The following is a 15332-nucleotide window of genomic DNA, read 5'->3' as shown; positions in this document are numbered from 1 at the left end:
GGCTGTACTGCAAAACCCTTTGTAATTCCAATTTCCATAAAAAAACCTGCATGGAAGTTTAGAATTGATTCCAGTTCCTGTGTTCCCTCGCCAGATAAACTCGCGACATTTCCTCCTACCTTAATACCAATGGGATGCTCTTGCGAATAACCATTAAGACCAAATAATAGAAAAACTATTGCGAATACTTTTACCATAATTCCAATCGAATGACAAAATTACGACTTAGATTAAAATTACACGAATGTAGACTTACGTTTTTTACTGAAGAAAAGATTATTTCCAAATAAAAAGTGCCAACTAAACACCCCCACTTTTGGTTTAGCCAGCACTTAAAATCGTAACCGTTAAGTTTGTTTAATAGCAACGTAAATTTAATTAAAAAATGACATAATTACAATACTCAATTTGAGTAATTTAGACAAAACCCTAAATTAAATTCTTGTTGATTTTAAGCATACCTATAAGCTCACCTGTTGAGGAAATGTTTAGCTTTTTAAGAATGTTTCTGCGATGAGTATCTACTGTATGAGAACTAATACTTAGTTTTTCGGATATTTCCTTACTTGTATTATTAAGCAATAGCAATCTTATCACATCGCGTTCTCTATTGCTTATACCTTCACTGAGTAGCTTTTGTGAAAAGTTATTAAAATAGATGGTTTCGTATTCATTCTTTGCATTAAGTAACTTTGCAGAAGCCGAAATATCCATCTTTATATCAGGATGAATAACAGTGTAGTGCGCGAGACCAATAATTGGCTTCCCTTGAGTATCAAAGGCTAAGGGAGTGGTATTCTGAACAATATTCACATACACATCATCCGAGTTTTTAAATCTATAATTCCACGTATAGTTGGCTTTCTCTCTATCCGCCTCCTTTATATTACCCAGTGTAAATTCCATTAATTCATTTAATGCTTTGAGCCATTTCTCTAGATCTTCAGAATGAATTCTACTCCAAAAATAGCGCATGCCTTGCTTCTCTAGCAAATGACTTTCAAGCCCTAGACAAGCTTTAAAATTTTTACTTACATATTCAAACTCTAAAGTCTGTGTATTGGTTACACAGAAAAATGTTGAACTATAAGGCAGATAAGTATCTAAGTCTATAATTCGGTTGATATGGGCTTCAAGTGATGGCTTGTCATAAGATTGAAATATGGTTTTATATAAATCCTTGACTTGTGTATAATTCATAGCAAATATTTCTTTTTACTAAATTAAGCATTTTAAACCTTAGCATTTATTGAAAGCTTCAAGTTTTATTCCTTATCAATCGCCCTCAAAACCCATTCTAACTCGCTATCTATATTCTTTAATCGATCTTGATAAGTAGGTAATATATTTATATCTGGCTTAATACCATATCCGTCAATTTCAGCTTTATGTGGTGCGTCAATATGTACCAAACCTATTCGAGCTTTAATTTTTGAATTTGGTAACTCATATACTTTGTAAAAACCAGCGACTGCACCATTATATGCACCACCTGTTTCTTCACCTACAAAAGTAGCACGTTGATCTCCATGCAACTTCGTACATAAAATAGACGATGCCGAAAACGAGTTACCATTGATTAATACGTAGATTTTACCTTTGAAGTTATTTGCTTTAGGTTCTTGCAATCTAGAAGCCTTGAATCTATAATATAACTTTCCTTCCGATTTTTGAGTTTTGAATAAAGCATCGTAGCCATAAATAAAAGGAGACAATAATGCTGCAAAAGCTTTAACTCCAAACGGCCTGCTATTACTCATTACACTGGTTAATAGCGGAGAACGCGAATTGATTTCACTTGGATTAATCATCACAAACTCCTTATCGGTTAAATATGAATACAGATATGTAATTTCCTTAAGTCGGCCTCCTAGATTATTTCTTAAATCTATGATGAGTGTCCCTGAACCTGATGAATCTAATACTTTAAATGTTTCGTCATAAAACTCCTCATACTTACCTCTATTAAAACCTCTAATTTTTAAAAGTGCTACAGTACTATCTTTTCCCACAAAAGATAAATCTCTATCATTGAGCTGTGTTTTGTAATCATAACCATATTTTTTACGGTCTTTTAGCATTTGCTTAAACTTAAGCTTTTTTGCTTTCTTTTCTGCTTTAGTGAGCTTCAATTTAGGTTTTGATTGAACTAAAGAATCCATCTGGCTTGAGACTAACGATTTGTTATCGCTTGGCATACGCCTGTACAATTTTACAAACGTAGAATCTGAGTTTTTAAACCTAATTGAAATACTGTCAGAGCGACCTTTATCGTACGAATAATAGGTCATAAAACGTGTTCCAAGGATACGATTGTAAAATGTGGTGTTATATCCATCTGATGCAAATCGTTTTTTATACTGATTGATTAGGTCGGTTGGTTTTTCATTTTGAATCATAATTACCTCACTCCCAACAAGCAGACTATCGTTTCCTTTTGCCTCTACTACAATAAGCTTACCATCTAAATATTCGAAATTAAGATTAGTAATATCAAACTTCATTTTATTAAGTGCTTTGCGCTCTTTTCGATCAAACTGCTCAGTTGGAGGTGTTATGGACATATGTCCTTGACCAACAAATCTAGTCACTTGAGATAATTGTTTATAAAACATACGGCTATTCATTGGTTGTGTAATAGCGTTCTTTAAACTATCAAATTTATAGTCTAGTATCTCTTTCGAAGTGAATTGATAGAGCCTTGGATGATGTCGCTTGAGTTGCTCGTATATCCTGTCGATATCCTCATTCAAATCCTCAACTGGATGTAGTTTTGTAATCTGTTCATTATGCTTTTCTACGCTCGAACAAGAAACCAAAAGCAATAAAATGATAAAAGCATGTAGTTGTCTATTCATTAGAAGGTATTAATAAATGATATTCTCAGAATTCTTTTCTACTAACAAAGACGCTAAAAAAAGAAAAATGGTTATATACTCTTTTAATTTTAATAAACTTTTAAGATGGAAATCCAAGTATTGCACCCATTCCAACAGTAAATAACCAACAGCCATAAATAGCATGCTCAATGGACACTAAAAGTGTTGACTTTGTTTTCTTAAAAGTCAAAGCAAATAATATGCCGCCTGTAAAAGTTAAGAACATAACCAATGTACTTTTGAAGAAAATATGGGCTAGAGAAAACACAGCAGCATTTACAAGAATAAATACCAAATTACTTCTAAATAAGGATTCATAACGCTGAAAGAAAAAAGTGCGATAGATTAATTCTTGAGGATAAACTGAAAAAAAAGAATATATAAACAAGATCATCAACCAAAGTGAAGGCTTTGTTTTAACTACAATGAATAACATATTTATATCAACAACAAACATGTATAGCGTTGTAATGGCAATTATTACAATTAATTTAATTAAAGTTCTCTGCCAAAACTGTGTCCAGTTTATATGTTCTCTAAGTTTGAATTTATTATTCTCAACACGAAGTAAAACATAAATAACATATAAGAATCCAGTAATACCAATTACCATTTTGATCCATATTGCAAATGAAAAGGCAAAACTTATTGGTACCAGAATAAAAATTAAGAAGAATTCAGTAAGTCTGTATTGAATACTTTTCATGAATTATAAAGCAATTGCTGTTGTGTGTTTAACTTCACTTATCATAAACATACTATGTGTACTGCCAATATGATCTATTTTGGTTAATTTTTTCACCATAAATTCTCTAAAAGCTTCCATATCTGTTACCAAAACTTTTAAAAGATAATCGTAATCACCACTAATGTGATAACACTCTAGTACTTCGTCCAATTTACGAACTTCTCGTTCAAATTTCATAACATAATCTTGAGAATGTTGACTCAACTTCACGTGACAAAAGGCTACAAAAGATTTCTCAACTTTCTTCTTATCTATTAGTGCTACATAACTACTAATAATACCATTATTCTCCAACTTTTTAATGCGTTCATAAACAGCTGTCACGGATAACCCCAAAGCATTAGATAATGCTTTATTGGTTTGTTTACTATCCTTTTGTAATAAATGCAGCAGTTGTTTATCTGTTTGATCCAATACCATGGTTTATAAATTTTCTATCACAAATAAATCCGTAAGACAAAATTAGAAAATATATCTGCATTCTGTTCTAAATATAGTTTTATTTTCTAAATTCTAACAATATTATTGATTATGTTTCTTTAAATATTGAATTTTGCTAGATCATTATACAATATCTTAATTATGAAATTCAAACCTGCAAACAATATTCAAGACTTACAATATTTTGGCGAATTTGGTGGGGTTAATCCATCCATTTCAGATTCATCGACATACACTTTTTTATCAGCAAAAACCATGTTTGACACCTTTGAAGGAAATGCTGATGGCTGCTATTTGTATTCTAGACACACCTCGCCTTCAAATTTATATTTGGGAGAAGCCTTGGCTGCTATGGAAGGCACAGAAACTGCAACCATTACAGCATCAGGTATGGGAGCCATAACAGCAGTCTTATTGCAACTCTGTAATGCTGGTGATCACATTGTAAGTAGTAGAACCATTTACGGTGGCACCTATGCCTTTTTAAAAAACTTTACCCCAAAACTGAATATTAACACCTCATTTGTTGATATCACCAAACTAGATATTGTTGAAGCCGCCATTACCGAACATACTAAGGTCTTATACTGTGAATCTGTGAGTAACCCACTATTAGAAGTTGCAGATATCAAAGGCCTTGCAGCTTTAGCAAAAAAACACAATCTAAAACTTATTGTTGATAACACGTTTTCACCACTGTCCATTTCACCAAAAGCCTTGGGAGCTGATGTTGTTATTCATAGCTTAACAAAATTCATCAACGGTTCTTCGGATACTGTTGGAGGTGTTATCTGTGGTACTCAAGCGTTTATTGATAATCTTAGAAATGTGAATGATGGTGCTGCAATGCTATTAGGATCCACTATGGATAGTTTAAGATCTGCATCTGTTTTAAAAAATTTAAGAACGCTACATCTTAGAATACAACAACACAGTAATAATGCCTTGTATTTGGCCAATAAGTTTAAGAAAGATGGCTTAAAAACTGTTTATCCTGGATTAAACTCTCATCCATCGCACGACTTATTTCAAAACATGATGAATCAAAAGTATGGCTTTGGTGGCATGCTAACCATCGATGTAGGATCGCTCGATAAAGCCAATGCCCTAATGGAATTAATGCAAGAACGGAACTTAGGCTATCTTGCTGTTAGTCTTGGCTTTTATAAAACCTTATTCAGTGCTCCAGGAAGCTCTACCTCCTCTGAAATCCCAGAAGACGAACAAGAAACAATGGGATTAACTGATGGACTTATTCGTTTTTCTATTGGCTTAGATGCAGATATCGAGCGCACCTATACAATGATGAATGCTTGTATGCGAGAACTAAACATCCTGAAACCTGAATTAATATAACAAAGTTTTATCAAGCCTGATGTTTGATCAGGCTTTTTATTTTCCCTTTAATCTAATCCACAAAGCTTTCAGTGTAAATTCAAAGTCATCCATTTTTGGTGTGAAGGGCTTCATATTTAAACGTTCTTGATCTTTAAATATCTTCAAATTAAAAATTGCTCTGTCACCATTTCGTGTTTGAACTAAGGGATAAGGTAAATCTTTATATATAAATTACGAAGCATTTAAAGATTCTACATTATAATAACCATTACTAAACCATGCTACTAAGTATTTAAGATCTTCATGTTTGTTAGCCCTTAAGAACCGCTGTTTAGCACTAACTTTCCAATCGATAAAGCAGTTGGGTTTGTCTAATAAAGAGTAAAACCCAACCTGATAATTAGTCTCTGTCTCTGCGATACTATACCGAAGAATGTTGTTTAATATTGTTGGCTGTGTACTAAATCTAAAATAATTGATTTGTTTTTTTAGCCTAAGTTTCTTTGAACACATTGTCTTTATAAACTTTATTGAATAGCGCACATAACATGTAAATAGAACTCACACCAATTCCAAGTTTTAGCCAGAAACGTCTTTTACTTTTCATTCTTGTGTAAAACATAAGAATGACTAAACAAATGAGGAAAGGAGATGTGTATAAAGGATCAGCCACAGCAATATTATTAAACGCTACGCGATAGTTTGAAAATGGAGCGAATAATTGTGTTCCTTAAGGAGTAAAGGCATCTAGAATAGGATGCGTAAATAAAGCTCAGAAGATCAATAATATCCAATCGTTACGCTTAGTTGGATTGATATGTTTTTCTATCATAAAGCTTATGTACTACTCAACCAAACAGAAACGCACCCAGAACAGCAAATAATATCGAGTGCATAAAACCCCTATCAAAGAGCATCGCGTCAATTTCGTTTTTAAAAAACAAGGGACCAATAAAAACATCTAAATCTGGAATGGTCCCTCCAATAGTACCGAAAAGTAAAGCCTTATTATCTATTTTATTTCCTAAAACCACTTCATCACATGTAGTACCTAGTACGATTTGAGTTAATGAAACCATAATTGAAACGCAAAATTACAGAATAAATCGATTTGCAATTGGCCCCACAAAGTCGTAACATTACATCAATTAAATATAACTGAAAATGCAAGACGACGACCTATCTAAAATCAAAATAGCGGATCAAAAAATCATAAACAATAAGGAGCTCAATATTTATGAGTCTATGGTTCCTGTTGTCATATTAATGATTCTTTTAGCCATAAACATATTTAGATTTGATGGTGCCATGATGGGTGATTATTCCAATCAATATATTTTACTCATTGGTGGATTCGTTGCATTTATTGGCGGTATGCTTAATAAAGTACCACCTTTGGTTATGATTCAAGAGGTTTGGGAAAACCTAAAGAGTGTTTTTGCACCAATTATGATTTTATTTCTTGTTGGAGCCTTGGCTGGCACTTGGTTAATAAGCGGTGTTATTCCTGCGATGGTGTATTACGGATTACAAGTGCTAAGTCCAGAAATATTTCTACCTGCTTCAGTTATAATCGCTGCCGTAATTTCTATAGCTACTGGAAGTTCTTGGACCACGTCAGCTACAGTTGGTATCGCTTTGGTTGGTATCGGAACCGCCTTAGGCATTAATTCTGGTATGATTGCAGGTGCAGTAATTTCTGGCGCTTATTTTGGAGATAAAATGTCACCACTTAGTGATACTACAAATTTAGCACCAGCAATGGCTGGCACAGACTTATTTACACATATTCGGTATATGGCAATTACCACCGTACCTACGATTGTTGTGACCCTAATAGTATTCGGAATTATTAGTGCTACCTTGGAGCCAACTGGCAATGCTGATATTAGTAATTTATTAGCTTCTATAGATAAAACATTTAATATAACTCCTTGGCTGTTTCTAGTTCCGGCAGCAGTTATTGCACTTATTCTTTTAAAAACAAAACCATTAGTTGCTTTAGCTTCAGGTGTTATTTTAGCAGCAATCTTTGCCGTTATTTTTCAACCAAGTATTCTTGAAGGTTTATCGGATTCTAGTCTTTCAGCAATAACCAATTCAATTTTATCAGACACCTCTATTACCACTGATAACGAAAAACTAAATGATCTTTTTAGTTCTGGAGGTATGGAAGGCATGCTATGGACTATATTCTTAATCATTTGTGCTATGGTTTTTGGTGGGATAATGGATGGTATTGGTGCATTAGCAAGAATAACTAAAGCTCTACTATCAGTAGCAACAACAGTTTTTGGTCTATTTGCAAGTACAGTAATAAGTTGCTTAGGCTTAAATGTTATTGCATCAGACCAATATTTAGCAATTGTTATACCTGGCAAGATGTTTAAAAACGCCTATGACGATAAAGGATTAGCTCCAGAGAATTTGAGTAGAACACTTGAAGATTCAGGAACAGTAACCTCAGTTCTTATTCCTTGGAATACTTGTGGCGCTTATCAAAGTGGTGTTTTAGGTGTAGGAGTAGGAGAATATTTCCTATATGCCATTTTTAATTGGCTAAGCCCTTTTACAACGCTTTTATTCGCAGCACTAAGAATTAAAATTAAAATGCTAACAGGTACAGCAACTAAGACAGCATAGTCTCTATATTTTTGAATCCTTTTTCTTTGGCAAAGTCAAGTGCCGTCTTACCATCTGAATCTGCAATGTATTTATCCGCATTATGATTTAATAAATAGCCCACAACAGCTTCTTGATTATATTGTGCTGCAAAGCTCAAAGCTGTTGCACCTTTATTGTTTTGTGCATTAATATCAGCTCCATGTTTGACTAATAACTCCACCAAGCTCAAATTCCCCTTAAAGCTCACCCCAATTAAAGCAGTATTTCCAGAAGCATCCTTACCATTTACATCAGCATTATGATCTAATAAAATCATTGCAATTTCCACTTTATCAAAATATGTTGCAAAGATTAAAGGTGTAAATCCTCTAGCATCTTCACTATTTACTAAATGTGGATTATGTTGCAATTGCGATTTTATATGATCACTATTTCCAATTTGTATTGTCCTAAAAAAAAGTTCTTGTGCATTCACTATGTTGTACTATTAAAAAAAGGAATGCACAATAGACGCACATTCCTTTTTAATGTTGGTTTACTAGTTACCAATGTTTATTTTAAATCAAATCTATCTAAGTTCATAACCTTAGTCCATGCTGCTACAAAATCATTTAAGAATTTGCTTTCAGCATCACTAGCTCCATAAACCTCACACACAGCTCTAAGTTCAGTATTAGAACCAAAAATTAAGTCTGCTCTAGTTCCTTTAAACTTCACTTCTCCTGTACGTCTATCGCGACCTTCAAAGTGTGTTTCATCCTCAGAAGTTTCACTCCATGTATAAGTCATATCTAAGATATTTTTGAAGAAATCATTTGTAAGTGTCCCTACGTTATCAGTAAACAAACCATATTCAGAATTATCAAAATTAGTTCCTAATACACGCATCCCACCAACTAATACAGTCATCTCAGGAATGGTAAGCGTTAAAAGGTTTGCCTTATCAACTAGTAGGTCTTCTGCTTTAACATCTGCATTCGCATTTTGATAATTTCTAAATCCGTCACCCACAGGCTTTAGATAATTAAACTGCTCAATATCGGTCATGTCTTGAGATGCATCTCCTCTACCTTGAGCAAATGGTATTGAAATGTGATGTCCAGCTTTGCTAGCAGCTTCTTCAATACCTGCATTACCACCTAGAACAATTAAATCCGCTAAAGAAATATCTCCGCTAAATTCGTTCTGAATGGCACGATATACATTAAGCACCTTGTCTAATTCCGTAGGATTGTTAACCTTCCAGCTTCGTTGTGGTTCGAGTGCAATTCTCGCACCATTTGCTCCACCACGTTTATCAGAATCTCTATAGGTTGATGCCGAAGCCCATGCAGTTTTTACCATTTCTGAAATAGAAAGACCTGAAACCAAAATCATCTTCTTTAAAGAGGTAATATCTGCATCACTAAGATTATAATTCACCGTTGGAATTGGATCCTGCCATATTAAATCTTCTGAAGGGACTTCTGGTCCAACATAGCGTACTTTAGGCCCCATATCACGGTGCGTCAACTTAAACCATGCTCTAGCAAAAGCATCTTCAAAAGCCTTGTGGTCTGCATAAAAACGCTTAGATATTTCAAGATACGCTGGATCAGTTTTAAGAGCGATATCTGCTGTTGTCATCATAAGCGCCTGCTGACCGTCACCACCTGCAGTTGGTGCCATTTTTGCTTTAGACTCTGCTGTTGGCGTCCATTGATGTGCTCCAGCTGGACTCTTTGTTAACTCCCAGTCATAATTTAACAAGACATTAAAATAATCGGCATCCCATGTTGTTGGATCTGGTGTCCATGCCCCTTCAATGCCGGAAGTAATCGCATCTTCTAACACACCACTTTGATAAGTATTTTTCCAACCCGTACTCATTTCTGCCATAGACGCTCCATGAGGCTCTACACCAACATATTGTCCAGGATCTGCTGCACCATGGGCTTTACCAAACGTATGTCCGCCAGCTACTAAAGCCACAGTTTCTTCATCATTCATAGCCATACGACCAAATGTTACTCTAACGTCATGTGCAGAGGCTAATGGATCTGGATGTCCATCTGGTCCTTCTGGATTAACATAAATCCACCCCATCATAACAGCAGCTAATGGATCTTCTAAATCCCTTTTTGTTGGATCTTTTTCTCCATCATAACGCGAGGCATTTTCACCCCATTGCGTTTCACTTCCCCAATACACATCTTGTTCTGGCTCATAAATATCTTCACGACCACCAGCAAAACCAAACGTTGGGAATCCCATTGACTCTAATGCTACATTACCAGCCAGTATCATAAGGTCTGCCCAAGATAATTTGCTACCGTACTTTTGCTTTATCGGCCAAAGTAATAATCTCGCCTTATCTAGATTACCATTATCTGGCCAGCTATTAATTGGGGCAAATCTCTGGTTGCCAGTTCCTGCACCTCCGCGACCATCACCTACTCTGTAAGTCCCTGCGCTATGCCATGCCATACGAATCATTAATCCACCATAGTGACCGTAATCTGCTGGCCACCAATCCTGTGAGTCAGTCATTAAATTTGTTAAGTCTTTCTTTAACTCGTCGTAGTTAATGCTTTTGAAGGCCTCGGCATAATCAAAACTATTACCATAGGGGTTATTTCGTTCTGCATGTTGTCTTAAAATATTTAGTTTAAGTTCATTAGGCCACCAATCTCTATTTTTGGTTCCTTGTCCTGCAGATGCTTGTTGATTACCAGCTAAAAACGGACAATTATTTGGATCTCCTTCTTTGTGATTCATAATTATCTATAATTTTGTTTAAATTCTTTTTTTGAATGTATAAAAATAACCAATCTCTAAGCCTATTATTCCGAACAAAGATTTTTTCTGTTTATTTTTCAATAGCTTTTGCCTATGGAATAACTATTTAGAATTCTTATAAATAATAGCAATCCAATTACTTTGTTTAACTTTTTAGACGTTCAGTCTTAATTTTGAAATTAAAAATTAAACACGATTGTTAAAATTTTGTACTTAACTCTGAGTAGAGTTAAATTTATAAGAAAAAAGGAAGATGCTATTTGAAAAGGTAAATATAGAAGATAAATTAAAGTCTATTGCACATGATAAGGAGGCAGATTTACTTAACGAAGTAAAATCTATTTTAGCTGCTGATGATTATAAAGATGCACAAATTTTAGACACCTTATCGCAACAAAATGAAATCTCGGAAAATCAACTTATTTTCGATAAGTTAGAAACAAATCGAATCTATCACATTAGTCAGATTAAAAAGACCTGCGTTAATTATAGATTGCGTTTTCTAGATACAAAATTATTTAAAGGTGAAATCCCTTATGAAGCGATTGCAAAAATTAAACAGCTCGAAAACAATCACAATACGCAACTTCATGGATTTAAGATTATTGCTCCTGCCAAGTTATTTAAACTAGAACACTACGATGATCCATTACTTTTTGCGCCAATTGGTAATGGCTATTATTATCTTATTCATAAATGGGGAAATGATTTAAATGCCTTTAGAAGACTTATGATGTGGCCTGTTAGGGATTTTGAAAATTTCGTGTTCTGCATGTTTATTTTGAGTATATTTTTAACTGCAGCAATTCCTGAGGGAGTATTTTCTAGTAAAGCCAATGCAGCTAACGCAGGAATCGTTTTTCTATTTGTTTTTAAATCTGTTGTCGCAGCGGTAATGTATTACGGCTATTTATCTGGCAGAAATTTTAGTGCCGCCATTTGGGATAGTAAATACTACAACACTTAGAAACAGTTGTAACATTTTTAAAAATTTTGTAACTTATAAGGTACTAAATTTTGTATGTTATGAGCACTTCCGAATACACATGCGTTTACAATGGCAACTTTATATTAGTCAATCGTATTAAAAGTGTCTTGGAAAATCTAGGCATCATTCCGATAATTAAGGATGAAGGTGAATCCCAACGTTTGGCTGGTTATGGCAGTATGAACCAAGGGTTCCAAGAAGTCTATGTTCACAATGATGAGCTTGATAAAGCACAAGCTATTGTAGATCGAGTAAAATCTGAGATGGAAGCTTGAGCAGTCCTAGTATACAACTTCTGACAATGCTCCATTAATTTTTTATCAGTTGATATATAAGCGGCAAAAGAAAGTTAATTGAAATTTATAAATATGGCTTTCCCTACTCTTCTATTTTGACCTAGGGTATAAACTTTCTTCAATTGAGGAGCTTGGCCATAATACGAGGGGAAATGTTGGAAAAAATCTAGCGTCCATGTAAGTTGTGTACCTTCGGGGTTTACTTCTATATCGTAATTATTCGAATTTTCAACAATATAATTATTCCCATTAGATGGCACCACAAGACCAGGAACTAAATTTATTCCGTTTACAATTAACACATCATTATAATTGTATGAGGTTTGATTTATAGTCATATTTTCTGGTCCATCAGACATGATATCAATATCAATATTAAATTCACCATTATTATCTCCCAATCTATAAATCAATCTATAATTATTTGATGTTGGTATATTTTCTGGAATTGTAAATGAAATCTGATATACACTAGCGTTATTTGAATCTACATTTTCACTTATTAAGTTCACAGTTTCTATTAAATATTCTGTAGAACCGTCTCTAAGAATAAGTTGTGACTCTGGGATTTCAGGATTAATATAATTACCAAAAACATTAAGCTCTGCACCTGTATAATATATGTAATTTAATGAGAACCTCGGTGAAACTGCATTTATCTTTATTTCATTGGCAATAACAGTATAAGTAGAAAAATCCCCATTTTCGGCAGTCACTGTATAAGTTATATGATTATTAAAGTCTTGCGCAATTGTATCCTCAGGTGAAATAGTTGCATAATCAGAAATAATAATATCAGGAGTTAATGAACTGATGTCTATGTTTGCTAAATTTATGGAAATCGTACTTTCTTGTTCATTAATTATACCTGCATAATTAACACCCAAATGTTCTATGGAAAAAGATAGTATTTTACTCTCAGTACCTATAGGTCTATTGTCAATTTGCACTTGATATGAAGATGAAGTACCATCTTCAGCTGTTACCACATATGTTATGACCTCACCAAAATTTTGAGGAATACTCGGTGAGGGAGAAATAGAAGCATTTTCTGAGATTGTAATACTAGGAGCTATAGACGTTAAATCTAAACCTACCGTTTCGAGAAATATTACATTTGTATTATTGTCAATATTACAATTATATGTTTGACCTGAAATATCAAAAGAAAAGGATAATATTTCGCTTTCAGTATTAAAAGGTCTATTTTCTACATTTACAATGTATGTTTTCACATCTCCATTTTCTGCAGTAACATTGTAAACTACGACATCATTAAAGTTTTGAGGTGTAATTGAAGACGGCGAGATATTAGATTTTTCAGAATGAACAATTATTGGTGTCAAATTGTTTAAATCTGCACCGGTAACATCAAAAGTAATTTCCCCAGTAGACTGATTTATATTACCCTCGACAGATGAATTATTTAAAAATAGTTTAAAAGAAGTAATGAAATTGTCACCACTCAATGGTTCATCTTTATCAGATGAACAGCTAAGGCACAAAATAAATACTAATAAAATTAAGTAAGAATATTTCATAGATAGTAGTTCAATTTTGTATAAATATATAATATTCTATCAAAATGTCTAAACACTCACAGCATACATCTTCTCACGCTGTTCCTTTATCTTTTTATCACTCATATATTCGTCAAACGTCATGTAACGATCGATAACACCATTTGGTGTTAATTCAATGATACGGTTACCAACAGTCTGGGCAAATTCATGATCGTGAGTGGTTAGAAGAACCGTACCTTTGAAGTTTTTTAATGAATTATTAAACGCTGTAATACTCTCTAAGTCTAAGTGATTAGTTGGCTCATCTAACATTAAAACATTGGCTCTAACCATCATCATGCGACTAAGCATACATCTTACCTTTTCTCCACCAGATAAAACATCTGCTGTTTTCAAGGCTTCTTCACCACTAAAGATCATTTTTCCAAGAAATCCTCTGATATAAACTTCTTCACGCTCCTCTTCTGTTGTTGCCCATTGACGTAACCAATCCACTAAAGAAAGCTTATTATCAAAATATTCACTGTTATCTAGTGGTAAATAGGATTGCATAGTTGTAACTCCCCATGCATACTTACCAGAATCTGCAGCATCTTTACCATTAATGATTTGATAGAATGCTGTTGTGGCTCTTGAATCCTTTGAATACACAACAACTTTATCGCCTTTGGCTAGATTAATATCAACTCCTTTAAATAAGGTTTCACCATCTAGACTTGCAGACAAGCCCTCAATATTTAAAATTTGATCTCCAGCCTCTCGTTCACGCTCAAATATAATAGCTGGATAACGACGGCTACTAGGTTTAATATCAGCAATATTTAATTTATCAATCATCTTCTTTCGGCTAGTTGCTTGTTTTGATTTCGCAACGTTGGCCGAAAAACGACGAATAAACTCTTCTAATTCCTTTTTCTTTTCTTCAGCCTTTTTGTTTTGTTGTGCTCGTTGTTTTGCAGCTAACTGAGACGACTCATACCAGAATGTGTAATTCCCAGAATAATGGTTAATCTTACCAAAATCGATATCAGAAATATGAGTACATACTGCATCTAAAAAATGCCTGTCGTGAGATACTACAATTACACAGTTATCGTAATTAGCAAGAAAGGTCTCTAACCATGAAATGGTTTCATAATCAAGGTCATTAGTAGGCTCATCCATGATTAACACATCTGGATTTCCAAATAAAGCTTGTGCTAATAACACACGTACTTTTTGCTTACCATCTAAATCTGCCATTAAAGTGTAGTGCAAATCTTCTTTAATTCCTAAATTAGAGAGTAAAGCGGCAGCATCACTATCGGCATTCCATCCGTTCATTTCTTCAAACTCGACTTGAAGTTCCCCAATTTTCTCAGCATTTTCATCCGTATAGTCTGCGTATAAGGCATCTATCTGAGATTTTAAGTTATAGAGTGGCTGATTACCCTTAAGCACGGTTTCTAGTGCAGTATCTTCATCATGCTTATTATGATTCTGTTCTAAAACGGACATGCGTTTACCTGTCTCTAGATGGACATGACCAGAAGTTGGATCCATTTTCCCCGCTAAAATCTTTAGAAAGGTAGATTTTCCTGCTCCATTAGCACCGATTATTCCATAGCAATTACCATTGTTAAACGTTGTATTTACTTCATCAAAAAGTACACGTTTACCAAACTGAACTGAAAGATTTGAAACTGATAACATATCACACTATTTTTGAGTGTGCAA

The 15332-nt window shown here is 34.1% G+C and carries 13 protein-coding genes and 1 pseudogene; 4 read left to right on the top strand and 10 right to left on the bottom strand.

Annotation, left to right across the window (positions count from 1 at the left end):
- The 5 genes and pseudogenes from HRU49_RS01690 to HRU49_RS01670 form a co-directional block, all read right to left on the bottom strand.
- Positions 1-197, bottom strand: a pseudogene (locus tag HRU49_RS01690) (hypothetical protein); the annotation flags it as partial.
- A 232-nt stretch (positions 198-429) separates the two neighbouring features.
- Positions 430-1200 carry a LuxR C-terminal-related transcriptional regulator gene (locus HRU49_RS01685; protein WP_296353494.1) on the bottom strand — a complete coding sequence of 257 codons (771 nt, stop codon included), beginning with the start codon at positions 1198-1200 and terminating at the stop codon, positions 430-432.
- A 65-nt stretch (positions 1201-1265) separates the two neighbouring features.
- Positions 1266-2858, bottom strand: coding sequence for a S41 family peptidase (locus tag HRU49_RS01680; protein WP_296353492.1), 1593 nt, complete (start codon positions 2856-2858; stop codon positions 1266-1268).
- A 100-nt stretch (positions 2859-2958) separates the two neighbouring features.
- The gene (locus HRU49_RS01675) at positions 2959-3585 is read right to left on the bottom strand and encodes a CPBP family intramembrane glutamic endopeptidase (protein WP_296353491.1); all 627 of its coding nucleotides are present in this window, start codon (positions 3583-3585) and stop codon (positions 2959-2961) included.
- 3 nt (positions 3586-3588) lie between these two features.
- Positions 3589-4047 carry an Lrp/AsnC family transcriptional regulator gene (locus HRU49_RS01670; protein WP_296353490.1) on the bottom strand — a complete coding sequence of 153 codons (459 nt, stop codon included), beginning with the start codon at positions 4045-4047 and terminating at the stop codon, positions 3589-3591.
- A gap of 162 nt (positions 4048-4209) precedes the next feature.
- Here HRU49_RS01670 and HRU49_RS01665 point away from each other — a divergent pair, with 162 nt between their 5' ends.
- Positions 4210-5424 carry an aminotransferase class I/II-fold pyridoxal phosphate-dependent enzyme gene (locus HRU49_RS01665; protein ID WP_296353489.1) on the top strand — a complete coding sequence of 405 codons (1215 nt, stop codon included), beginning with the start codon at positions 4210-4212 and terminating at the stop codon, positions 5422-5424.
- 830 nt (positions 5425-6254) lie between these two features.
- On the opposite strand, the gene HRU49_RS01660 is transcribed toward HRU49_RS01665, so the two are convergent.
- Entirely contained in the window at positions 6255-6485 is a 231-nt protein-coding gene (locus HRU49_RS01660; RefSeq protein WP_296353488.1) for a metal-dependent hydrolase, read from the bottom strand.
- 85 nt (positions 6486-6570) lie between these two features.
- On the opposite strand from HRU49_RS01660, the gene nhaC reads away from it, so the two are divergent.
- Positions 6571-8049 carry a Na+/H+ antiporter NhaC gene (gene nhaC / locus HRU49_RS01655; protein ID WP_296353487.1) on the top strand — a complete coding sequence of 493 codons (1479 nt, stop codon included), beginning with the start codon at positions 6571-6573 and terminating at the stop codon, positions 8047-8049.
- Here the strand turns inward: nhaC and HRU49_RS01650 are convergent.
- Both HRU49_RS01650 and katG read right to left on the bottom strand, forming a co-directional pair.
- On the bottom strand, positions 8036-8506 hold the full coding sequence (locus HRU49_RS01650; protein WP_296353485.1) for an ankyrin repeat domain-containing protein: 471 nt from the start codon (positions 8504-8506) through the stop codon (positions 8036-8038). The two genes, nhaC and HRU49_RS01650, sit on opposite strands and share 14 nt — an antisense overlap.
- Positions 8507-8583: 77 nt before the next feature.
- On the bottom strand, positions 8584-10788 hold the full coding sequence (gene katG, locus HRU49_RS01645) for a catalase/peroxidase HPI (protein WP_296353483.1): 2205 nt from the start codon (positions 10786-10788) through the stop codon (positions 8584-8586).
- A gap of 274 nt (positions 10789-11062) precedes the next feature.
- Here katG and HRU49_RS01640 point away from each other — a divergent pair, with 274 nt between their 5' ends.
- Together HRU49_RS01640 and HRU49_RS01635 are read left to right on the top strand one after the other, a co-directional pair.
- Positions 11063-11776, top strand: a complete 714-nt coding sequence (locus HRU49_RS01640) for a hypothetical protein (protein WP_296353481.1) — start codon at positions 11063-11065, stop codon at positions 11774-11776.
- Between the two features lie 59 nt (positions 11777-11835).
- Positions 11836-12072 carry a DUF2007 domain-containing protein gene (locus HRU49_RS01635; RefSeq protein ID WP_296353479.1) on the top strand — a complete coding sequence of 79 codons (237 nt, stop codon included), beginning with the start codon at positions 11836-11838 and terminating at the stop codon, positions 12070-12072.
- A gap of 74 nt (positions 12073-12146) precedes the next feature.
- On the opposite strand, the gene HRU49_RS01630 is transcribed toward HRU49_RS01635, so the two are convergent.
- Together HRU49_RS01630 and HRU49_RS01625 are read right to left on the bottom strand one after the other, a co-directional pair.
- Positions 12147-13634: a DUF5018 domain-containing protein gene (locus tag HRU49_RS01630; protein WP_296353477.1), complete on the bottom strand. Its 1488-nt coding sequence runs from the start codon at positions 13632-13634 to the stop codon at positions 12147-12149.
- Positions 13635-13682: 48 nt separating this feature from the next.
- Positions 13683-15308: an ABC-F family ATP-binding cassette domain-containing protein gene (locus HRU49_RS01625; protein WP_296353475.1), complete on the bottom strand. Its 1626-nt coding sequence runs from the start codon at positions 15306-15308 to the stop codon at positions 13683-13685.
- Between the last annotated feature and the right edge of the window lie 24 nt (positions 15309-15332).

Source organism: Winogradskyella sp., assembly GCF_013213975.1.
Taxonomy (GTDB): domain Bacteria; phylum Bacteroidota; class Bacteroidia; order Flavobacteriales; family Flavobacteriaceae; genus Winogradskyella.
The sequence above is the reverse complement of the archived record's forward strand: the minus strand, read 5'-3'. Positions and strand labels throughout refer to the sequence as shown.

Coding starts and splice junctions, on each gene's coding strand:
- nhaC (WP_296353487.1), top strand. CDS start 6,571: ATGCAAGACGACGACCTATCTAAAATCAAAATAGCGGATCAAAAAATC.
- HRU49_RS01680 (WP_296353492.1), bottom strand. CDS start 2,858: ATGAATAGACAACTACATGCTTTTATCATTTTATTGCTTTTGGTTTCT.
- HRU49_RS01660 (WP_296353488.1), bottom strand. CDS start 6,485: ATGGTTTCATTAACTCAAATCGTACTAGGTACTACATGTGATGAAGTG.
- HRU49_RS01665 (WP_296353489.1), top strand. CDS start 4,210: ATGAAATTCAAACCTGCAAACAATATTCAAGACTTACAATATTTTGGC.
- HRU49_RS01625 (WP_296353475.1), bottom strand. CDS start 15,308: ATGTTATCAGTTTCAAATCTTTCAGTTCAGTTTGGTAAACGTGTACTT.
- HRU49_RS01640 (WP_296353481.1), top strand. CDS start 11,063: ATGCTATTTGAAAAGGTAAATATAGAAGATAAATTAAAGTCTATTGCA.
- HRU49_RS01685 (WP_296353494.1), bottom strand. CDS start 1,200: ATGAATTATACACAAGTCAAGGATTTATATAAAACCATATTTCAATCT.
- katG (WP_296353483.1), bottom strand. CDS start 10,788: ATGAATCACAAAGAAGGAGATCCAAATAATTGTCCGTTTTTAGCTGGT.
- HRU49_RS01630 (WP_296353477.1), bottom strand. CDS start 13,634: ATGAAATATTCTTACTTAATTTTATTAGTATTTATTTTGTGCCTTAGC.
- HRU49_RS01675 (WP_296353491.1), bottom strand. CDS start 3,585: ATGAAAAGTATTCAATACAGACTTACTGAATTCTTCTTAATTTTTATT.
- HRU49_RS01635 (WP_296353479.1), top strand. CDS start 11,836: ATGAGCACTTCCGAATACACATGCGTTTACAATGGCAACTTTATATTA.
- HRU49_RS01670 (WP_296353490.1), bottom strand. CDS start 4,047: ATGGTATTGGATCAAACAGATAAACAACTGCTGCATTTATTACAAAAG.